The sequence below is a fragment of the Ruegeria sp. CDSA089 genome (assembly GCF_059612205.1).
In genome coordinates, this window is sequence record NZ_JBXWQD010000003.1 from 204866 (window position 1) to 225918 (window position 21053).

The 21053-nt window shown below is 60.6% G+C and carries 22 protein-coding genes; 7 read left to right on the forward strand and 15 right to left on the reverse strand.

Annotation, left to right across the window (positions count from 1 at the left end; genetic code table 11):
• The first annotated feature begins 53 nt into the window (after positions 1-53).
• Positions 54-260: a 30S ribosomal protein S21 gene (rpsU, locus tag AC2FJ6_RS09900; protein WP_005614280.1), complete on the forward strand. Its 207-nt coding sequence runs from the start codon at positions 54-56 to the stop codon at positions 258-260.
• A 114-nt stretch (positions 261-374) separates the two neighbouring features.
• On the opposite strand, the gene ppk2 is transcribed toward rpsU, so the two are convergent.
• On the reverse strand, positions 375-1292 hold the full coding sequence (ppk2, locus tag AC2FJ6_RS09905) for a polyphosphate kinase 2 (protein ID WP_170785014.1): 918 nt from the start codon (positions 1290-1292) through the stop codon (positions 375-377).
• A gap of 281 nt (positions 1293-1573) precedes the next feature.
• Here ppk2 and AC2FJ6_RS09910 point away from each other — a divergent pair, with 281 nt between their 5' ends.
• Positions 1574-2413 carry a CPBP family intramembrane glutamic endopeptidase gene (locus AC2FJ6_RS09910; RefSeq protein ID WP_170772687.1) on the forward strand — a complete coding sequence of 280 codons (840 nt, stop codon included), beginning with the start codon at positions 1574-1576 and terminating at the stop codon, positions 2411-2413.
• Between the two features lie 2 nt (positions 2414-2415).
• Here the strand turns inward: AC2FJ6_RS09910 and AC2FJ6_RS09915 are convergent, their stop codons facing one another.
• Positions 2416-2874 carry an Lrp/AsnC family transcriptional regulator gene (locus tag AC2FJ6_RS09915; protein WP_170772689.1) on the reverse strand — a complete coding sequence of 153 codons (459 nt, stop codon included), beginning with the start codon at positions 2872-2874 and terminating at the stop codon, positions 2416-2418.
• A 136-nt stretch (positions 2875-3010) separates the two neighbouring features.
• Here AC2FJ6_RS09915 and ald point away from each other — a divergent pair, with 136 nt between their 5' ends.
• Positions 3011-4129: an alanine dehydrogenase gene (ald, locus tag AC2FJ6_RS09920; protein WP_496668903.1), complete on the forward strand. Its 1119-nt coding sequence runs from the start codon at positions 3011-3013 to the stop codon at positions 4127-4129.
• 190 nt (positions 4130-4319) lie between these two features.
• Here the strand turns inward: ald and AC2FJ6_RS09925 are convergent, their stop codons facing one another.
• Positions 4320-5081: a mechanosensitive ion channel family protein gene (locus AC2FJ6_RS09925; RefSeq protein WP_174819443.1), complete on the reverse strand. Its 762-nt coding sequence runs from the start codon at positions 5079-5081 to the stop codon at positions 4320-4322.
• Between the two features lie 263 nt (positions 5082-5344).
• Between AC2FJ6_RS09925 and AC2FJ6_RS09930 the strand changes: the two genes are divergently transcribed.
• Positions 5345-6043 carry a glutathione S-transferase family protein gene (locus AC2FJ6_RS09930; protein WP_496668905.1) on the forward strand — a complete coding sequence of 233 codons (699 nt, stop codon included), beginning with the start codon at positions 5345-5347 and terminating at the stop codon, positions 6041-6043.
• A gap of 40 nt (positions 6044-6083) precedes the next feature.
• Here the strand turns inward: AC2FJ6_RS09930 and AC2FJ6_RS09935 are convergent, their stop codons facing one another.
• From AC2FJ6_RS09935 to AC2FJ6_RS09975, 9 genes are all read right to left on the reverse strand, one after another.
• Positions 6084-6533 carry a YtoQ family protein gene (locus AC2FJ6_RS09935; protein WP_170772697.1) on the reverse strand — a complete coding sequence of 150 codons (450 nt, stop codon included), beginning with the start codon at positions 6531-6533 and terminating at the stop codon, positions 6084-6086.
• A 62-nt stretch (positions 6534-6595) separates the two neighbouring features.
• Positions 6596-7555, reverse strand: coding sequence for a hypothetical protein (locus AC2FJ6_RS09940; protein ID WP_170772699.1), 960 nt, complete (start codon positions 7553-7555; stop codon positions 6596-6598).
• 262 nt (positions 7556-7817) lie between these two features.
• Positions 7818-10214 (reverse strand): phenylalanine--tRNA ligase subunit beta, encoded by a 2397-nt coding sequence (gene pheT, locus AC2FJ6_RS09945; RefSeq protein WP_496668907.1) that lies wholly within the window; start codon positions 10212-10214, stop codon positions 7818-7820.
• A 78-nt stretch (positions 10215-10292) separates the two neighbouring features.
• Positions 10293-11096, reverse strand: coding sequence for a CE1 family esterase (locus tag AC2FJ6_RS09950; RefSeq protein ID WP_496668909.1), 804 nt, complete (start codon positions 11094-11096; stop codon positions 10293-10295).
• Positions 11097-11694: 598 nt separating this feature from the next.
• Positions 11695-12768: a phenylalanine--tRNA ligase subunit alpha gene (gene pheS / locus AC2FJ6_RS09955; RefSeq protein ID WP_496668911.1), complete on the reverse strand. Its 1074-nt coding sequence runs from the start codon at positions 12766-12768 to the stop codon at positions 11695-11697.
• A gap of 70 nt (positions 12769-12838) precedes the next feature.
• A complete protein-coding gene (locus AC2FJ6_RS09960) occupies positions 12839-14209 on the reverse strand; it encodes a glutamate--cysteine ligase (RefSeq protein ID WP_170772705.1) in 1371 nt (456 codons plus the stop codon).
• A gap of 64 nt (positions 14210-14273) precedes the next feature.
• Positions 14274-14801 (reverse strand): hypothetical protein, encoded by a 528-nt coding sequence (locus tag AC2FJ6_RS09965; RefSeq protein WP_170772706.1) that lies wholly within the window; start codon positions 14799-14801, stop codon positions 14274-14276.
• Entirely contained in the window at positions 14798-15646 is an 849-nt protein-coding gene (locus AC2FJ6_RS09970; protein WP_170772707.1) for a GNAT family N-acetyltransferase, read from the reverse strand. Before AC2FJ6_RS09970 ends, AC2FJ6_RS09965 begins: the two co-directional genes overlap by 4 nt.
• Positions 15643-16368, reverse strand: a complete 726-nt coding sequence (locus tag AC2FJ6_RS09975) for a 16S rRNA (uracil(1498)-N(3))-methyltransferase (protein ID WP_170772709.1) — start codon at positions 16366-16368, stop codon at positions 15643-15645. The genes AC2FJ6_RS09970 and AC2FJ6_RS09975 overlap by 4 nt, the downstream gene beginning before the upstream one ends.
• Before the next feature lie 11 nt (positions 16369-16379).
• On the opposite strand from AC2FJ6_RS09975, the gene ubiA reads away from it, so the two are divergent.
• The 3 genes from ubiA to AC2FJ6_RS09990 all read left to right on the forward strand — a co-directional run bounded on the left by ubiA (position 16380) and on the right by AC2FJ6_RS09990 (position 19627).
• Positions 16380-17342 (forward strand): 4-hydroxybenzoate octaprenyltransferase, encoded by a 963-nt coding sequence (gene ubiA / locus AC2FJ6_RS09980; RefSeq protein ID WP_170772710.1) that lies wholly within the window; start codon positions 16380-16382, stop codon positions 17340-17342.
• Between the two features lie 64 nt (positions 17343-17406).
• Positions 17407-19305, forward strand: coding sequence for an OmpA family protein (locus AC2FJ6_RS09985; RefSeq protein ID WP_170772711.1), 1899 nt, complete (start codon positions 17407-17409; stop codon positions 19303-19305).
• Between the two features lies 1 nt (position 19306).
• Positions 19307-19627, forward strand: coding sequence for a hypothetical protein (locus AC2FJ6_RS09990; protein ID WP_170772712.1), 321 nt, complete (start codon positions 19307-19309; stop codon positions 19625-19627).
• Position 19628: 1 nt separating this feature from the next.
• On the opposite strand, the gene AC2FJ6_RS09995 is transcribed toward AC2FJ6_RS09990, so the two are convergent.
• The 3 genes from AC2FJ6_RS09995 to pgsA are packed head-to-tail and all read right to left on the reverse strand — an operon-like array spanning position 19629 to position 20994.
• Complete coding sequence (locus AC2FJ6_RS09995) at positions 19629-20075, reverse strand: molybdenum cofactor biosynthesis protein MoaE (RefSeq protein ID WP_170772713.1); 447 nt, start codon at positions 20073-20075, stop codon at positions 19629-19631.
• A 1-nt stretch (position 20076) separates the two neighbouring features.
• Positions 20077-20322 carry a molybdopterin converting factor subunit 1 gene (moaD, locus tag AC2FJ6_RS10000; RefSeq protein ID WP_170772714.1) on the reverse strand — a complete coding sequence of 82 codons (246 nt, stop codon included), beginning with the start codon at positions 20320-20322 and terminating at the stop codon, positions 20077-20079.
• Between the two features lie 3 nt (positions 20323-20325).
• Positions 20326-20994: a CDP-diacylglycerol--glycerol-3-phosphate 3-phosphatidyltransferase gene (pgsA, locus tag AC2FJ6_RS10005; RefSeq protein WP_496668913.1), complete on the reverse strand. Its 669-nt coding sequence runs from the start codon at positions 20992-20994 to the stop codon at positions 20326-20328.
• Positions 20995-21053 lie beyond the last annotated feature (59 nt).

Sequence of the window (21053 nt, forward strand, 5' to 3'; positions counted from 1 at the left end):
GCCACTTCCTGCAATTTCCTTGCAACTCTATCTAGAAAGGTGGTGACAACCACATGCAGGTTAGTGTTCGCGACAATAACGTCGATCAGGCGCTTCGTGCCCTGAAGAAAAAGCTGCAGCGCGAAGGCGTGTTCCGTGAAATGAAGCTGAAGCAACATTTCGAGAAACCGTCCGAGAAAAAAGCGCGCGAGAAAGCTGAAGCGATCCGCCGTGCCCGTAAACTGGCACGTAAGAAAGCACAGCGCGAAGGTTTGCTCTAAAACCCCGCTCGTCCAGCTTTGGATGACACTATTTGACGACCCCCGACGCATCGCTCGGGGGTTTGTCGTTTCTGGCCCAAAGAAAAACGCCCCGGAACATCAGGGGCGTCAGGATCAGTAGATTTTGGGCACGTGCAGCTCATCCGGCAGAACACGACGTTCATATTCGGGGTTGTACTTGCGATCCGGCAGATTGACCTTTTCTTGCGGTACATCGGTGTAGGGGATCTTGGTCAACAAGTGTTCGATACAGTTCAGACGTTCGCGCTTTTTGTCATTGCCTTCGACGATGTACCACGGCGCTTCCGAGATATTGGTGCGGAACAGCATATCCTCTTTGGCCTTGGTGTAAGCCTCCCACCGGATGCGGGATTCCAGATCCATCGGCGACAGCTTCCACTGTTTCATCGGATCGTGAATACGCATCAAGAATCGCAACTGCTGTTCTTCATCGGTGATCGAGAACCAGTATTTCAGCAAAATGATGCCCGAGCGCACCAGCATCCGTTCAAATTCGGGAACATCCTGAAAGAACTGTTCAACCTGATCTTCGGTGGCAAAACCCATGACCCGCTCGACGCCCGCGCGGTTGTACCATGACCGGTCAAACAGCACGATCTCGCCCGCCGCCGGCAGGTGCGGAACGTAGCGCTGGAAATACCACTGGCTTTGTTCCCGGCGACTGGGCGCGGGCAAAGCCACAACCCGCGCGACCCGAGGGTTCAGACGCTGGGTGATCCGCTTGATCACGCCCCCCTTGCCCGCGCTGTCACGCCCTTCGAACAGGATACAAACCTTGGCCCCGGTATGCTGTACCCAATCCTGCACCCTGATCAGTTCAGCCTGAAGGCGCAGCAGGTTGCGGAAATAGACCTTGCGGTCCAGCATCTCAGGGTGCTGATCCTTATAGATCTTGCGGATCTCCATCGAGAGCATGGGCTCGCTAAACTCGATCTCGAAATCTTCGTCTAGCGTGTCTTCCAGCTCGGCCTCAAGCCAGTCTTTGGGGGCGTCGTTGTATTCGTCAGCCAAGGTCTGCTCCTTACTAGTAACCGGGTTCGGACCCTATCGGGCGCATGTAACCGCCTGATGTCATCAGATGAATTGATGAAAGCCCTTTCCTATGCTCATCGGACCGTTACGGCAAGGTCGCGGGTCGGACACGGAAACGGCACCCTTTCCAAATATGTGGACCTGAAAACGCCCGAATGCAAGCGACGGAATTGACGCATTGCCAGTGGGTTGCACTCCGCCGGCTTGCATCAACGTGCCCTATTGCTGCATCAAGGCCCGGTCAAAACCGCGAGAGGCCTGTGGCGCATTTCCTTTCCCTTCTGCCCGTTATTTGGCCCTGGCTCATCCTGATCGCCGCTCAGATCAGCGCGATGTACAGTCGATGGCGTCTTTGCGCATCGTTGCTGAGCCTGTTCGGAACGGTCGCCTTCGCGCAGGGGCTGGTTTCGGCCAGCGCCTTAATGGTCGCGATTGCCGGGCTTGCAGGGGCCGCAGCGCTGCGCCGCACCTCCGGGCTTTGGTCTTTGCCTGGCCATATCGCGCTGATCTTGTGGTGTGTGGCCTTGGGTGCGCATATCGTTCCGGGGTTCAACAATCTTCTGGTGCTTGATCAGGTGCAGGCCGGACCAGAAAGCACCGATTTCTCCATGTATTTGAATCTGGACAAACCTTTGGTTCTGTTCGCCGCACTTCTGGTCTGGCCCGGTCAGAATGCAGGCTTGCCCGCTATTCGCAAAACGCCATTGATCCTGGGGATTTTGACCTTGCCCGCTTTATTTGCGCTAGGCCTGTCCCAGCAAGCGGTGCGCCCCGAGGTTGGTCTGCCACATTGGTGGCTGATCTTTGCGCTGTCCAACCTGTTCCTAACCTGTTTGGCGGAAGAGGCCTTTTTTCGCGGCTATCTGCAATTGGCCCTGTCCTCAAAGCTCGGCGCGGCCTTTGGTATCGCTGCGGCCAGCCTGTTGTTTGGGCTGGTGCATTTTGCCGGTGGCCCGGCGCTTGTCGTGTTCGCAGCTATTTTGGGCGCGGGATGCGGATTGGGATATTACGCGACCAACAGGTTATGGGTGCCGGTTCTGATGCATTTCGCCTTCAACGCAGCGCATCTGGCGCTGTTCACCTATCCCGGCCCCGCCTGACGTCAGACCGGCAGCGCCGTAGTCTTGAACACAGTTCTCAGCGCGAATGAGCTTTGCATCTGCGCCACACCCGGCAAGCGCGAAAGGTATTGGCGATGAATGCGGGCAAAATCTTCGGTATTTTCGGCCACGACTTTCAGAATGTAATCCGCCGTCCCGGCCATTAGATGGCATTCCAGCACATCGGGGATACGGGCAACGGCTTTTTCAAACGCGTCCAGAACTTCTTCGGCCTGCCCCTGCAAGGTGATCTCGACAAACACCGTGGTCGGTACGTTCATCTTACGTGCGTCCAGCAGGGCCACATAGTTGCGGATATAGCCCTCAGCCTCAAGCCGTTGGACCCGACGATGGCAGGCCGAGGGCGATAGATTCACCTGCTCGGACAGCTCTGCATTAGACATCCGGCCATTTTTCTGTAACGAGGCCAGAATCTTTCGATCCGTCGTATCTAGGCTCATGGGCGCAATTCCTTTGCGTGACTGGAGCATTATACAGGAAATTCTCCCGAATAGAACCGCCAGGACAGGCAGAGTTTCACAGAAATTGCAGCGCAGTTTGCCCATTATTTAGGCAGTTTATGAACGGAGAGACCAAATGAAAATCGGTTGCCCAAAAGAGATCAAACCGCAGGAGTTCCGCGTCGGCATGACCCCGAATGCTGCGCAGGAAGCGGTTGCGCGGGGTCATGAGGTGATCATCGAAACAGGCGCGGGCCTGGGCTCGGGCTTTGACAATGCCGACTATGTCGCTGCTGGTGCACAGATCGTAGACACCGCCGCCGAGGTATTCGCCACCGCTGACATGATCGTCAAGGTCAAGGAACCTCAGGCAGGTGAGCGCAAGATGCTGCGCGAAGGCCAGTTGCTGTTTACCTATCTGCACCTCGCCCCCGATCCGGATCAGACCCATGACCTGCTGTCCTCGGGCTGTACTGCCATCGCCTATGAGACAGTGACCGATGCAAACGGCGGCCTGCCGCTGCTGGCTCCTATGTCAGAGGTTGCCGGGCGTCTGGCCCCGCAGGTCGGGTCTTGGACGCTGCAAAAAGCCAATGGCGGACGCGGTGTGCTGATGGGCGGCGTGCCAGGTGTCGGGCCCGCAAAAGTTGTTGTGATTGGCGGCGGTGTGGTCGGCACGCATGCGGCCAAGATCGCTGCGGGCATGGGCGCGGATGTGACGGTTCTGGACCGCTCGCTGCCCCGCCTGCGCTATCTGGATGACGTGTTCGGCAGGCAGTTCAAGAACCAGTATTCTACCGCTGGTGCCACCGCCGAGCTGATCCAGACGGCAGATATGGTGATCGGCGCGGTTCTGATCCCCGGCGCAGCAGCACCCAAACTGATCACCCGCGCGCAACTGTCCACCATGAAACCCGGCGCGGTTCTGGTCGACGTTGCCATCGACCAGGGCGGCTGTTTCGAGACGTCGAAGGCCACCACGCATGCCGATCCGATCTACGAGGTCGATGGCGTCATGCATTACTGCGTTGCCAACATGCCCGGTGCCGTGGCGCGCACATCGACCATCGCGCTGGGCAATGCGACAATGCCATTCATGCTGGCTCTGGCTGACAAGGGCTGGAAACAGGCCTGCCAGGACGATCCACATTTGATGGCAGGTCTGAACGTCCATGCAGGTCAGCTAACCTACTACGCGGTTGGCAAAGCCTTGGGGATCGACGTCGTTTCCCCCAACGTGGTCATCAAAGCCTGAACGGCTCCCGCCCCTGAGAGCGCCCTCTCCCGAGGGCGCCTACAGCGTTGGGCATAGCGCCGCGTCTGCGACGCGGCGCGGAGGGCACAAGACGAACGCTCCCGCAAAACGCAACAGCGCCGCGCGATTAGCGCGGCGCTGGGCCCAACCGGAAAAGGGCATTTCAATGCCCGTATGACGGGCGGGAGATTTACGCCTGCTTGTGAATCTCGACCGAATGCGGGTAAGGGATCGAAACGCCCTTGGCGTCGAATGCCTCTTTCACAGCTTTGGTCAGCTCGAATTTCACGTCCCAGTAATCTCCTGCGTCACACCATAGGCGCGCTGTCAGGTCGACCGAGCTATCGCCAAGATTTGTCACACGTACCCAGGGCTCCGGGTCGCTGTGAATACGCTTGTCGGTTTTGGCCTCGTCCAGAATGATCTGCATCGCGGCATCCGCACTGTCGCCATAGTCGATCCCGAACACCAGATCGACGCGGCGAGTGTCATGGGCCGAGTAATTGGTGATCACGCTGCCCCAGGCCTGCCCATTGGGCACGATGATCTGGACGTTGTCAGGGGTGACCAGTTCCGTTGTGAACAGGTTCAGATCCTTCACCGTCCCGGCAGTACCGCCAATATCGACATACTGACCCAGCTTGTACGGCCGGAATACGACCAGCATCACCCCGGCCGCCAAATCGCTGAGCGTCCCCTGCAAGGCTAGACCAATGGCCAGCGAGGCGGCACCCAGAATAGCGACGATACTTGTGGCCTCGATCCCGAAAATGCCCAGAACAGCGACCAGCACCATCGCCAGGATCGCCCACTTCACCAGGCTGGCAACAAAGTTCCCTAGCGTCGGATCGATTTGTGGGGTTGCGTTGATGCGACGCCGCACCACGCCCGCGATCATTCCAGCCACGGTCCAGCCCAGCACCAGAACAATCAGTGCCTTCACGGCATTCATCACCAGCGGCGCAAAAGCACCGACCTGTGTTGCAACTTCATCCACGCGTTTCTCCTTCTACAAGCCATAAGAAAACCCGCGACGCGCGCGGAGATCACCAAACTGTGAGCGATAAATACGCGCCAGTCTAGGTGCGGATTACTCTGCTTTTCCCCGCCTGTTCCCGAATGCACAATATCTGACCAGTAACGCACAGCGCGCGCCACTGGTAGATCGGCGCCGCAACACCTAACTGTGTTCGGAACCTTCATACAGGAGCCCCCATGCTGGACGCCGCAAACCACCCGATCACTGCCCGCTGGCCCGCACAGTCACCGGAAAAACTGCAACTCTATTCCTACCCCACGCCCAACGGCGTCAAAGTCTCGATCATGCTCGAAGAGATCGGCCTGCCCTATGAGGCGCATCTGGTCACGCTGGCGGACTCAGACGTAAAAAGCCTCGAATTCCTTTCGCTAAACCCCAACAACAAGATCCCGGCCATCATCGACCCGAACGGACAGGATGGCGAGCCGGTCTCATTGTTCGAAAGCGGTGCGATCCTGCTGTATCTGGCTGAGAAAAGCGGTCAGCGGATCGGAAAAACCGCGGCGGACAAAGCACGTGTGACCCAATGGTTGATGTTCCAGATGGGCGGGCTGGGTCCGATGTTCGGGCAGCTTGGCTATTTCCACAAATTCGCTGGCAGCGAGATCGAAGACCCTCGCCCGCGCGAGCGCTACATCAACGAGGCCAAGCGTCTGTTGAACGTCGTTAACACGCAGCTGGACGGGCAGGACTGGATCGCCGGGGACTACTCGATCGCCGATATCGCCATAGTCCCATGGCTGCGCGGGTTGGACTACTACGGCGTCAAAGACCTGCTCGGATGGTCGGATTTCGCCAACCTTCAGCCTTATGTGGACCGCTTCCTGGAACGTCCAGCAGTCCAGCGCGGATTAACTATACCTGCGACAAGCTAAGGTAGATCGGGGGCGAGGCATTGCCCCGCCCCATCGCCCGCTATCCGGGCAGTTGTCCGGTCAGAACATAGCGTAGCACCTCGACCACCTGAGCGGGGTGCTCGGCGACGGCCAGCGCGGCGGCGTCGACCTCTTTCAACGCGTGCTGGTGATCGGGGCCGTGCAGCACGATCAGCGATTTGCCCAAGGCTGCGGCGTAGCCCGCATCAAACGCGGCGTTCCACTGTTTATATTTGTCGCCAAACCGCACAACGACCACGTCGGCATCCGCAATGCCCTTTCGGGTGCGAATGGCGTTGACCATCGCACCTTTGTGGTCGTGCCAGTATTTGTTCGACTCTGCCCCCAGAATGGCCACGCCGCAATCGTCGCTGGCGGCGTGATCGGTGACGGGGCTGTTGAAAGTGACATCCAGCCCCTTCGCGCCATCGATGATCTGTTCCCGCCAATCGGTATGGATTTCACCCGAGAGGTATACGTTCAGGCCCATAGGTAACTCCTTGTTATTTGTCTGCGACCCTAGTCAGAAATCGGCGGCAACCCAAGGGGCCATCAGAAGCGCAACCGCCAGAAAATCGACTGATCCTCTTTCACCGCCCGCCGGGCTGTACTGCGATGCTTGCTGCCCAGCATTGGGGGCATCTCGCGCGTTTGTTGGAACCCGAATGCACGCGGGAGACGGGTATAGATCGAACGCGGCGGCAGCCTGCCCCATGTGATCCCCTTCAGTTTGGCACCGGGCTCTGGCTGATGCATCCAGACATCACGCACGGCAAACTCATCCCGCAGCAGCATCAGGACCGACAGCATCATCACATCGGCCCAGATTTTGGCGTATCTCTGCTGCAGGCTTTGCTCATAGTCGCTGGTCAGCCGCAATGCCCGCGACCGGGGCGCACGATGTTGCAACCGCCGCCGGGCGCGACCCACGAAACGTAGCCAGTCGGACTGGATCTCTTCGATCAGGCAATGGCCGCTTTGCAGGTCCAGATCCAGACGACACCAAGCCAGTGTCGGGCGCCCGTGCCTGCGAACCGGGTGCAGGCTGCTTTGATAAGCGCCAACCTCAGCACGCTGTTCGAATTGCCACAGTAACGCCGCGTGTTCGCTTGGGAACCCAAGCTGAACCACCAGATTGTGGGCTTTACGTGTTGTCTGCTCGCCGGACCAGATGTCGAAGCTCAGGCAGAAATCCAGCCAATCGGATTGATACACAACCTCTAGCCCCCTTGTCGTCGCCGGGCCCAAAGCCCCAAGCCGCATCGCGCGGTCCGCATGGGCCACGGCCATTACATCGTGCCGCCGCAAGACCCCGCCACAAGACGCAACGATCGGCTGCACCAAAGGGCGCATCAGAAAGCGGGACAGTTCAGACTGTTTAAGGTCCGAGATCGGCATCTCGGCCTGCATCGACTGGCACAGCAACCACGGGCTTTGCCGGTCCGGAAAATAGGGAAAGGGCATCTCTTGCGGCAATATCTGCCGGATCATCGAGATGTCTTGACGTTTCATGACAGCTCTCCAACGGGAAACAAGGCCCGCCGGAATGCTGGCGGGCAATCAGAAAATGAAAGGCGCTTGGGCGCGTTTGGGATCTGACATCTGGCAGACTCCGGGGTTTGATTGCGTTAGGAGGGCGTAAATAGGGTGGCTTGCCGATTCTGCTCAACCCCCTGAAAGGGCCCGCAGCTTTCTGTTGCGACACGGCAACACCATTCCCAGAAACGAGAAAAGCGCGCCCGCAGGCGCGCTTTGCATTTGGATCAAGGCCGGTTTAACCGCGCAGAACGCCGCCAGTGGCCTTACCGACCTTGGCGATGATCTTCTGGCCCACCGCCTCGATATCTTCTTCTTTCAGCGTCTTGTCCGTCGGTTGCAAGCGCACGGTAATGGCCAGAGATTTCTTACCCTCACCCAGGCTGCCACCGATGAATTCGTCAAAGACACGCACATCCTCGATCAGCGCCTTATCCGCGCCCGCCGCTGCATTGACCAGCGTCAGCGCCTCGACATCAGCATCTACGACAAAGGCAAAGTCACGCTCGACAGCTTGCAGATCGCGCAGTTCCAATGCTGCGCGGGTTGCGCCGGATTTGCGGGGCAGAGGTACCTCGTCCGGCCAGATGGTAAAGGCCATCGCCGGGCCTTTGATACCCATCGCCTGCAAAATACGCGGGTGCAGTTCACCGAACACACCCAGCACCTTTTTCGGTCCCAGGCAGATCTTGCCGTGCCGCCCAGGATGCCACCACACATCACCATCGCGCAGGACCTGCACCTTGGCGGGCGCTCCGATGGCCGCCAGCACAGCCTCGACATCCGCCTTGACGTCGAACACATCCACTGCGCGCGTGGCCCCATGCACATCCTTTGGGCCATCGCGGCCCACCAAGAGACCGGCGATCTGGGTTTTCTGATCGCCCGGCTCGCCATCATGGAAGACCGGACCAACCTCGAACAGAGCGACATCCGCAAAGCCGCGCGCCTGATTACGCGCGGCCGCCTGCAGCAGGCCGGGCAGCAGATCGGGACGCATGTGGCTCATTTCCGAGGAAATCGGGTTTTCCAGCTGCGTCGCGGCATCGCCACCCCCAAAAAGGGCGGCCGAGGCCTGATCAATGAAGGTATAGGACACACATTCATTGTATCCCAGCGCCGCGCAGGTCCGGCGCGCCATCGACTGACGGCGCTGCGTCGGTGTCATCACCGCCTTGGGGATGCCATCAGTCACACGCGGCAGCGGTTTGCCCTGCAGCTTGGTCAGGGAGGCGATCCGCGCGACCTCTTCCACCAGATCGGCCTCACCCATGATATCGGGACGCCAACTGGGCACATGGGCCATCTCACCCTCAAGACGGAAGCCCAGACGGGTCAGGGTCTGGCGCTGTTCGCTTTCGGGTATCTCCATCCCGACCAGAGACTGCACCCGCGCCGCATCCAACTTATAGGCACGCGCGTGGTTCGGAGCCTTCCCGGCCTCAACAACCGACGACACTTCACCGCCGCAGATATCCAAAATCATCTGCGTCGCCTGCTCCAGCCCTTCACGGGTGAATTGCGGGTCAACGCCGCGTTCAAAGCGGTAACGCGCGTCCGAGTTAATCTTCAGCGCGCGGCCCGTCAGGGCGATCTGCACATGATCCCAGAAGGCGCTTTCGAGGAAGACATTGACCGTCTCATCGGTACAGCCGGTTTCCTCGCCGCCCATGATACCCGCGATGGATTCCGCGCCCTTGTCGTCCGAGATCACCATCATACCGCGCTGCAGAGTGTATTCCTTCTCATCCAGCGCCACCAGCGTTTCACCACCCTTGGCGCGGTGAACCCGCAGGTTGCCCTGCACCTTGTCGGCATCGAAGACGTGCAGCGGGCGGTTCTGGTCAAAGGTCATGTAGTTGGTGATATCCACCAACGCCGAAATGGGCCGCAGACCGATGGCCTTCAACTGATCCTGCAGCCACTGCGGGCTGGGACCGTTCTTGACGCCCCGGATCACACGACCGGTGAAATGCGGCGCGCCGTCCAGTGTGTCGTCATCAATCGTCACCTTGATCGGGCATTCGAAATCCCCCGGCACTGGCGCGTGGATATGCTCTTTCAGCGTGCCAACCCCACGCGCTGCCAGATCACGAGCGATGCCAGCCACACCCAACGCATCGGGGCGGTTCGGCGTGATCGCAATCTCGATCATCGGATCGACCTTGGACGGATCATTCTCGGCCAGCCAGTCCACGAACCGATCACCGACTTCGCCCGAGGGCAGTTCGATAATGCCATCATGCTCGTCCGACAACTCCAGCTCGCGCTCGGATGCCATCATGCCAAAGCTTTCGACGCCCCGGATCTTGCCGACGCTGATGGTGATATCCAGACCGGGGATATACATGCCCGGCTTGCAGACCACGACGGTGATGCCTTCGCGCGCGTTGGGGGCACCGCAGATGATCTGCAGATCGCCTTCATCCGTCGCCACCGTGCAGACGCGCAGCTTGTCGGCGTCGGGGTGTTTCTCGGCCTGTTTCACATGGCCCAGCGTAAAGCCTGCCAGCCGGTCCGCCGGGTTCACGATCTCTTCGACCTCTAGCCCGAGGTCGGTCAGCGCCTCGGCGATCTCATCAACCGACGCGTCCGTGTCGAGGTGGTCTTTCAGCCAGGACAGAGTGAATTTCATTGCTCGGGGCCTTTTTTGGCAGATATCCAGTCGGCACAGGCAATGACAAAGAATGCGCCAAGGTGCAAGCGCTGCGCGTCACGGATAGGTGGGGGTGCGGCCCAAAAGCTCGTCCAATTGCCGCCCGATCCAGCCATGGGGGATAAAATGCCCGCCCGGATGCGTGTCCAGCGTCACCTGCCCGCGTGCGCAATCGGTCCACTCGACCCGGCTGAGGGTCAGGATCGGCACCACACTCCAATCGCCGCGCGGGGTGGCATCGTGGCACTCATACGCCGCGCGCCAAAGGGCCACCGGATAGGTCGTGTCCCCGTTGGTGCCATAGGGGAAGTCCATCACTGTATCGCTGAGGCCATGCACATGGCGCGCCTCGCGCGGGGCTTCGGGGCAGTCCTCGGTCTGGCGGATGCTGCCCGCAACGGCCAACAGGGCGGCAATGTCATTGCCAGACTGGCACACATAGCGCCACGCCATCGCGCCACCAAAGGAATAACCCGAGACGTAGATACGTTCAGGATCAACCGGATAGCGCTTGGCCACATCCTCAAGCACCGCATCGGCAAAGGGCACGTCGCGCGTGTCTGATGTCCAGAAGTCCCAGCTTTTGCCCAAGCCGTTGGGGGCCACCAGCAACACGCCGCGCAGTTTTGTGGCCCCAGCGATGCGCTGATGGTTCACCACCACGGTGCCCTGACGCGCCCAGCCGTGGAAGTGCAACAGAACGGGCAGAGGGGTCTCCCCGTCCCATTCCTCGGGCTCTAACACATGATACGAGCGATCACCCAGATCACAGGCGGTGTCGCCATGGCAATCGGATTTCCAAGGCCCCATGGCGAGTGTCGGGGTTGCGGTTAGCAGCAGAAAAAGCAGTTGGTAAATCATAGGCCGGAGCCTAGCTGCCTGACGCGGACTGTCACGTCACAACCCTGTGGGAGACTGTAACACGCGCAGATTTCGGCCCTCCGGACAGAGCGCAAGCGGCGCTATCGCCAGACCGCGGGATAGCGGTCTGCCAGCTGTGCTGAGCACTTTGTGCCTGCCAAATCCGTGTACTGTTGGAGCGTTGCGCTGGGGGAGATAAATCGCCAGCCTGTCCGGGCGGTGTCGTCCATTGGGCTTGAACCAATTGCGCCACAATGAACGACCAATAGCGCGGCGGCCTATCGGCCTTTGCTCCGCGTCGTCTATTTCCGAAAGCCCTTCATGAGCTTTTTTGTTTTCTGAAGCTTCTCAAACTCATCTTGTCGCCGCTTGGATTCCTTTGACCAAACGTCAGCCGCGATCCGCAAAAAGCCAAACACCGGAAGAAGAACCAAGCCCGTGAATAAATAGCCGATCAATTCCCCGCCAAACCCGAATGCCACGAGCATCGCGACGGATGAAAGCGTGAACAATCCGAATAATTGCCACACCGGATCCCAGTTGCACGTCTTTTGCACCAATCCACATAACGCGCCAGATATACACCCAGAGGATACAATTACCGGCTCAAGCCACCATGCAGGTTCGGCATATCCAGCGCCGCGAACCCATAGTGCCGCAGCCAGCGCAGATCGCTGTCAAAGAACGCCCGCAAGTCAGGAATGCCGTATTTCAGCATCGCCAGGCGGTCGATGCCGATTCCGAAGGCAAAACCCTGATAGACCTCAGGATCAATGCCACCGGCGGCGATCACCTTGGGGTGGACCATGCCCGAGCCCAGAATCTCCATCCAGTCATCACCCTCACCGATCTTCAGCTGACCGTTATCCCAGGAACAGCGGATATCGACCTCGGCCGACGGCTCGGTGAACGGGAAGTGCGAGGCGCGGAAGCGCAGTTCGACGTCGTCGACCTCGAAGAACGCTTTCACGAACTCTTCCAGAACCCATTTCAGGTTCGCCATCGAGATGTCCTTGTCGATGGCCAGCCCTTCGACCTGATGGAACATCGGCGTGTGGGTCTGATCATAGTCGGCGCGATACACACCGCCCGGGCAGATCACGCGGATCGGCGCGCCCTGCAACTCCATCGAGCGGATTTGCACCGGAGACGTATGGGTGCGCAGCACATGCGGCGGGCGCTCGTCGCCTTCGGCGCGGTGCATGTAGAACGTGTCCATTTCGGCCCGCGCGGGGTGGTGGCCGGGGATGTTCAGCGCGTCGAAGTTGTGCCAGTCGGTCTCGATCCGCGGCCCTTCGGCCACCGAGAAGCCCAACTCGGCAAAGATCGCGGTCAGTTCCTCGGTCGCCTGACTGACCGGGTGGATCGAGCCCTGACGGCGCGCGCGGGTCGGCAGGGTGACGTCCAGCCATTCGGTGCGCAGGCGCTCGTCCAGCGCAGCATCGGCCAGCGCGGCTTTCTTGGCCGACAGGGCCGAGTTGATCTCATCCTTCAGCGCATTCAGCGCGGGGCCCGCGACCTGGCGTTCCTCGGGCGTCATTTTGCCCAGCTCGCGCATCTTCAACGCGACCTCGCCTTTTTTGCCCACGGCAGCGACTCGGATCGCCTCAAGCGCGTTCTCGTCACCGGCCTCGGCGATTTGGCCCAGATATTTTGCCTTAAGATCGTCCATGACGCCCTCTGAATTTGGTCGCCAACCTGCTATCGGGCCAGCCCTGCGAATGCAAGCGGGACGGTGCGGATCAATAGCTGTATTCGGGATAAATCCGGGTCAGATCGCCGTTCCAGTCGCCATTGTAGTGATCCAGCAACTCATCGGCGGGGACTTTCCCTGTATCGATGCTTTCCTTCAGGGCGTTCAGGAAATGCGTCTCATCCGGCACCAGCCCGCCTGCGCCGGGGAAGGCGCGGGATTTCAGACCGGCCTCGGAAATCGCCACGACCTCGCGCGCCAGATCGTGCATGTTGATAACGCCAACCTGCGCCTGAAGACCCTGAACGGCAGCCTGAACGCGTAGTTCTTCGCGGGTTTCCGCATCCCAGCCTTTGACCAGATCCCATGCCGCATCCAGCGCGCCTTGGTCATATGTCAGACCAACCCAGAAGGCAGGCAGTGCGCACAAACGCCGCCACGGGCCGCCATCCGCGCCGCGCATCTCCATGTATTTCTTGATGCGAGCCTCGGGGAAGGCGGTTGTCAGGTGGTCGGCCCAATCAGACAGCGTCGGGGTTTCACCGGGCAGCGCAGGCAGTTTGCCCTGCAGGAAATCGCGGAAAGACATGCCCAGCGCGTTAATATATTGACCGTCGCGGTAGACGAAATACATCGGCACATCGAGCGCGTACTGCACATAACGCTCGAACCCAAAGCCCTCTTCGAACACAAACGGCAGCATGCCCGTCCGCGCATCATCCAGATGCCGCCAGATATGGCTGCGCCAGCTTTTCTGGCCGTTGGGCTTGCCCTCAAAGAAAGGCGAATTGGCGAATAGCGCCGTCGCGACCGGCTGCAGCGCCAGCGCCACGCGCAGCTTCTGGACCATGTCGGCCTCGGACCCAAAGTCGATATTGACCTGAACCGTGCAGGTGCGCCGCATCATGGCGCGGCCCATGGTGCCGACCTTTTCCATATAGTCGTTCATCAGCCGATAGCGGCCCTTGGGCATCAACGGCATCTCGTCATGGGTCCAGATCGGAGCCGCGCCCAGCCCGATGAAGCCCACGCCGATCTCATCTGCGATGTCCTTCACCTCGCGCAGGTGGGTGTTCACCTCATCGCAGGTCTCGTGGATCGTCTCCAGCGGGGCACCCGAAAGCTCCAGCGCGCCACCGGGTTCCAGGCTGACATTCGCGCCGTCCTTTTCCAGACCGATCAGGTTGTCGCCCTCGCGCACCTCAGCCCAGCCATGGCGGTCGCGCAGACCTTCCAGCACGGCGACGATCGAGCGTTTACCCTCGAACGGCAGCGGTTTCAGCGTGTCCTTGCAATAGCCGAACTTTTCATGCTCGGTCCCGATGCGCCAATCGGCTTTGGGCTTGCAGCCCGATTCTAGATATTCCGCTAGCTGTTCGTGGCGTTCGATCGGCCCGCCGCCGGACTGGGGGATGGACATGAACCGCTCTCCGATCCTGATGTGTCTGTCTTTGGGTGAGTCGTGGGGTGAAATGCCGCCAGTGTCAATGCAGCCGCAGATGCGCCGGTCGCATCGGGCGCTTTTCCCAGATCACCACGGGATGCACCGCACCGCCGTTCAATTCGGCCAGCATCTGTTCGGTTTTCAGCCCCGGCAGGTTCGAGAACACATCAAAAAGCGCCTCGGCCCCTTCGGCATTCACGGGAATGTGAAGCGTTGGCTGGCCCGGCTGAGACAGTACCCAATGCGCCGGGTTCGAGGTCGGGTCCAGTGCCAGCCGTTCGATCTCGCGCGTGGCGACCATGCCGCCGTCCAGCGGGCCCAGATAGGTGATCTGACCTTCGTCGATGGTGACAACGCCGGGGCCGCCTGCCCCAGTGCGAAATCGCGCGCGCTGAAAACCTATGACGGCCAGCGCCACGGCCACGGCAACCAGAACCCAGCCCATCCAGCCCAGCAGGCCACCGGGACCGCCAATCCAGCTCAGGCCAACCAGCAGGACGGCCACGGCAACCAGCACTTCGCGCCAGCGCCACAGGGTCAGTTTGGCTTCGGGTCGGATGAAACTCATGCCGGGTCCTTCGGGTTCTTGAACAGGATCAGCGAGAACTGTCCTGCTGGTTTGAATCCGATTGCCATATAGGCACGCGCCGCCGAATTGGAAGCCGCAAACAGCACCGCGCGCGACACGCCGCTGGCATTTGCCTCGAGCAGATGCAAGGAAACAGCCAACCGTGCATAGCCGCGCCCGCGCAGCTTGGGCGGGGTATAGACCCCGCCGATCTGAACCACATCGGGCAGGCGCGCATTGAACCCTGTCATCGCCACGGGCTGACCATCGACCACAAGTACCCGGTGCGAATTTAGGTCCAGATAGGTCACATAGTCCTTACGCGCTTGCTTCCGCGCGCGGTCAGGAGCGAAATCCATCGCCTCTATCAAATAGTCGCGTCGCCATTCTTCGGTGATGTCTCCGTTGAACCCACCCAAAGGCTCAAGCATCGCACCGGTGGTATCGGGCACCACAAGTTGGGTCAGGTCCAGAGTGAACCCCGGCTCGTCACTATTGAGTGTCGCGGGACGGCCCGCCCAGCCCGCAAGCTGCATGATCCGCCGCGCTTGGGTCGCCTCGGCTGCAATCCCGAACAGCGGCCTGCCGCGGATCAGGTCGATCGCGGCCAGCAGATCGGCGTCGGAACAATCGGGGCATTGTGGCAGAATCATACCTTCGTTGGTGATGGCAAAAACGGCCCACGGATCGTCACCCAACACCCAGGCACTCAGCGCGCGCGGGCTGGTTCCGCCCAAGCCGTATTCGCGCAGATTGGCCAGCGGAAACATCGAGGTCTGGACATGCCGCGACAGAAACCGGCGGATCGCAGGCACGTCCGTCGTATCAGCCGGTCGCCAGTTCATGACCAATCCCCCAAGGCCTGCTGCCACATGGTCAAGGCCGCCACCGCCGCCGTATCGGCCCGCAGGATGCGCGGCCCAAGACTGACGACATGGGAAAAGGACAACCCGGCCAGGCGCGCGCGCTCTCGATCCGAAAACCCACCCTCGGGCCCGATCAAAATAGCCCAGGGCTGGCCCGACTCATGGGCAGCCAGACGCAAGGCCGAGCCGACCTCGGCCTCATCACAGAACATCAGCTGACGGTCCTCGGGCCATGCGTCCAACAGTCGGTCCAAACGTTGCAGATCGGCAACCTCTGGCACGTAGGTGCCGCCGCATTGCTCGGCTGCTTCGACCGCGTGGGCCTGAAGACGGTCTTGCCGGATACGCTCGGAATTGGTGAATTCGGTTTGTACCGGCAGAATGCGCGCAGCCCCCATCTCGGCCGCTTTTTCAACGATGAAATCAGTACGGGCCTTTTTGATCGGCGCGAATAGGAACCACAGATCGGGCGGCAGTTGCAGCGGCTTGGTCTGGCGGGCGCAAGTCAGCACACCGCCACGCTTGCCCGCCTCGGCAACGTCGGCCAGCCACTCGCCATCTTGGCCGTTGAACAAGGACACTTGTCCGCCGACGGCCAGCCGCATGACGCCGAACAGGTAGTGGGCCTGATCACGCGTCAAAGGAACCGATTGCCCCGCACCCAAAGGGTGCTCTACATACAGTCTGATCTTTGCACTCATGAGACCTTAATATGCAAGGCAATGCCCCAACACCAGATGGTCAGGTCGCTGATGCCGTCAGTGGCAACTGGGTCGACACTCACGCGCCCGCCTTTACCCGCCCCTATCTGCGCCTCAGCCGCGCGGATCGACCCATCGGCACTTGGCTGCTGCTGATCCCTTGCTGGTGGGGCCTTGTGCTGGCTGTCCTCAGCGACGGCTCGCCCCGGTGGGAGGATCTGTGGATCGCCGCCGGATGCGCCATCGGCGCCTTCCTGATGCGCGGCGCGGGCTGCACATGGAATGACATCACCGACCGCGAATTCGATGCGCAGGTTGAGCGTACCCGCTCGCGGCCCATCCCCTCGGGTCAGGTCACGGTGCGGCAGGCGGTGGTCTGGATGGGGCTGCAATGCCTGTTGGCTTTGGGCATTCTGCTCAGCTTCAATCAGACGGCCATAGCAATGGGCGTCCTGTCGCTGCTGCCGGTCACGATCTATCCCTTCGCCAAACGGTTCACGTGGTGGCCGCAGGTGTTTCTGGGGCTGGCCTTCAATTGGGGTGTTCTGTTGGCCTGGGCCGCGCATACCGGATCCATCGGCGTGCCTGCGATTTTGCTCTATCTGGCGGGGATTGCGTGGACGCTGTTCTATGACACGATCTATGCCCATCAGGATACCGAAGATGACGAATTGATCGGCATCAAATCCACCGCGCGTCTGTTCGGAGAGGACACGGCCAAGTGGCTGAAATACTTCCTTGTGGCCACCGTTTCCCTGATGGGTCTGGCAATTATTGACGCAATAACCACGCAGGCCTCGATCATGGCGCTGTTTGTTGCGCTGGCCGGACCGTGGGCAATGGGCTGGCACATGGCGTGGCAATTGCGCGGGCTGGACACCGAGGACAACGCCAAGCTGCTGCAGCTGTTCCGCGCCAACCGCGACACCGGCCTTATTCCGCTGATCTTCCTGTGCGTGGCACTGTTGGTTTGATTGCACCTCGGCGCGGGGCTCTGTAAGAGTCCCCCCAACCACCCGAGGAGTCGTCTGCCCGCACATGCGCCTGCCCTATTTCTTAGCTGCTGCCCTGATTTTCCTCGTTTCGGCCGGGTTGTCCCTGCTGGCCGCTAGCTATGCGGTGACCGCGGTCGAGGAAGCATCGGAATTTGCCGTCCGCCGCGCGCTGGACCTGAAAGGTCATGACTGGGCCGAGGTCGAATCGGACGGGCTGCGCGTGGTGCTGACCGGCACCGCGCAGGACGAGGCCACCCGGTTCAGCGCCCTGACCGCCGCAGGGACAGAGGTTGATACCTCACGCGTCATTGATGACATGGAGGTGGCGCCGACAACGCAACTGGCCCCGCCCAAATTCTCGGCCGAGATTTTGCGCAATGACAGTGGCATCTCGGTTATCGGCCTGATCCCCGCCAGCCAGGACCGTGCCGCGCTGATCGAGCGGTTGCGCCGTCTGGATGCCGACAATGTATCGGACCTGATGGAAACGGCCGACTATCCCACCCCTAAAGGTTGGGACGACGCACTGGATTTCGCGATTGAAGCGCTGGTCCGCCTGCCCCGTGCCAAGATCTCGGCCAGTCCGGGGCTGGTCAAGATCACCGCCATCGCGGATAGTCGCCATGAAAAAGAGCGGCTGGAACAAGAGCTGACGCGCGCAGCCCCACCCAGCTTGCGGATAGGGCTTGCAATCTCGGCCCCGCGCCCGGTGATCACGCCCTTTACCCTGCGCTATCTGATCGACGACGAGGGTGGGCATTTCGATGCCTGCTCAGCCCAGGATGCGGACGCCCGCACCGCCATCATCGCCGCCGCGCAGGAAGCTGGCATGGCCGGACCGTATAGCTGCACGATCGGTTTGGGCGAACCCTCGCCCCGCTGGGCCGAGGCCGCGATCCTCAGCATTCGGGCACTGGCGCAGATTGGGCAGGGGTCCGTCACCATGTCTGACGCCGATATCACGATGGTTGCTGCGATGGGCACCGATACAAGCACCTTTGACCGCGTGGTAGGTGAACTGGAAACCGCGCTTCCCGACGTCTTTGCTCTGCACGCCGTGCTGCCTGAACCGGAGGCCGATGCGCCTGCTGGTCCGTCAGAGTTCTCGGCCACGCGCAGCCCCGAAGGTCTGGTGCAAATTCGCGGACGTCTTGGCGATGAAACCCTGCGCGACATGGTCGACAGTTTCGCCCGCGCAGCCTTTGGCTCGGAACAAGTTTATACCGCCACAAGAATCGCTCCGGACCTGCCCGCCGACTGGCCCGTGCGCGTGCTGGCCGGGCTTGAGGCACTGGCGCAGTTGCACAATGGCGTTCTGACGGTAACGCCGGATGACGTGGCTCTGAGCGGTGTCAGCCACGACCCCGACACCAAAGCACGTGTCACCAGCCTGCTGTCAGACAAGCTGGGCGAGGCACAGGAATTCACACTGTCGATCACCTATCAGGCCCCGCCTGAACCCGAAGACGCCTTGCCCGATCCCGAACAATGCGAGGCGCAGATCGCCGAGGTTCAATCCACCAGCAAGATCGCCTTCGAACCCGGATCAGCCACCGTCGCCGCCGAGTCGCGCGATACGGTCAATCAGATCGCCGAAATCCTGCGGGACTGCGGCCCAATCCGGATGGAGATTCAGGGCCATACCGACAGCCAGGGCCGTGAGGAAATGAACCAGCAGCTCAGCCAGGCGCGGGCGCAATCCATCCTGAACGAGTTGCGCGGCCGCCGGGTGCCGACTTCAAGCTATACCGCCGTGGGGTATGGCGAGACGCTACCCATCGCCGATAACGATTCAGAAGAAGGCCGCGAGGAAAACCGCCGGATCGAGTTTCGCCTGATCCGTCCTGAACCCGTCGCTGCGACGGAAACCGGGCTTGAGGCAATGGAAACGGACGCCGAACCGACAGAAGACGCCGTAGATACCGGCGCGGGGGACCAATAAGTTGAACAGACTGGAATTCATCATCGCCACGGCCATCATCCTGTTCGGCGCGTTCTGTATGGGATGGTTCGCCAATTGGCTGGCCCACCGTCTGTCCCGCGTGCGCCAAAGCGACGTGGCCGATCTGGACCGCATGAGCCAAGAGCTGCACGAGGCCGAGGAAACCCGCGATCAGGCCATAACCTATCTGCAGCAACGCGAGGCCGAGTTGACCAATCAACTGACCCAGACCGAGGCCGAGCTGTCCGCCGCAATGGAAGGCCTACGCGCCGCCCGGCAAGAGGCCGAGGAACTGCGCGGACGCATCAACAACGCGGATTAAGTCACCACCGGCTCAGCGCGTCTTCGTCTTCGTCCTTGGCGGCGACCCAATCGGCGCCTGCGTTGGTGATCTCTTTCTTCCAGAACGGCGCGCGGGATTTGAGGTAGTCCATCAGGTACTCGGCCGCCTCGAACGCATCTTTGCGGTGGGGCGAGGCGGTGGCCACCATCATGATCCGATCCCCCGGAGCCAACCGTCCGTGGCGGTGGATCACCAGCACATCGCCCAGCGACCAGCGCGATTGCGCCTCGGTCGCGATCTTGGTCAGGGCGCGTTCGGTCATGCCGGGGTAGTGTTCGATCTCCATCACGTCCAGATCACCCGTGGCCAGGTCGCGCACAACGCCGGTAAAGGTCACGATGGCCCCGTTGGCAGCATCATCCCCAGCAGCAAAGGCGTTGGCTTCTGCCCCCATGTCAAACGGGGCTTCCTGTACGACGATCCGCATCTCAGCCGCCTGTCATGGGCGGAAAGAACGCAACCTCGCGCACGCCCGACAGCGGGGCGTCAAAGTCCGACAGTTCCTGATCCAGCGCCACGCGCAGGGCCGACAGATCAGCGAAGGCAGCAGCATAGCGGTCTTCGCGCGCGCTGAGTTCAGCGACCAGATCGCTGACCGTCGCGGCCTGCGTTTCGACCTTTTCCTTGGGCAGGCCGATGCGTTCGCGCACCCAGGCGAAATACAGCACGTCCATCGCTTAGCTCTCCTTCAGATGGGGCATGGCTTTACGTAGGTAGTCATAGCCCGTGATCAATGTCAGCGTCGCAGCAATCCACAGCAGCCACAGCCCAATACGGCCCGACCAGAACATGCCTTCCAAATGCCAGCGGAGGTGGTTGTGGTCCTCGACCTCGCCAGTCAGGACCTGATCTATGATCGTGGGGTCCATGCCGAAAGTGGCCATGACGAAATAGTGCTCGAATATCCCCTGCGAGAACAGGATGGCAATCGCCACCATCTGCGCCGTGGTCTTCCACTTGGCCAACTTGGTCACTTTCAAAGTTCCGGATACATCGCCCAGATACTCCCGCAGGCCCGAGACAAAAACCTCGCGGAACAGGATCACGGTAGCGGGCAAAACCAGCCAAGGCGTCCAGTGTTCTGTCGAATAGCCCACAAGGATCATCAGCGCGATCACCACCATCGCTTTGTCGGCAATCGGATCCAGCATCGCGCCAATCTTTGTTTCCTGCTTCCACGCGCGGGCCAAGTAGCCATCGAACCAGTCGGTGATGGCCGCTGACATGAACAGGATCAGGGCAAACCAATCGGCATAGGGCCGCGTGAAATACAAAAACATCACGGCCAGACCGGGCGCTGCCAACAGGCGAAGCACGGTCAGGATATTGGGCAGGTTCCACTTCATGGTTAAAACTTTACATCGCCGGTTCGGGACATGAAAGATGGCCCGTTGAAAATCTGCCT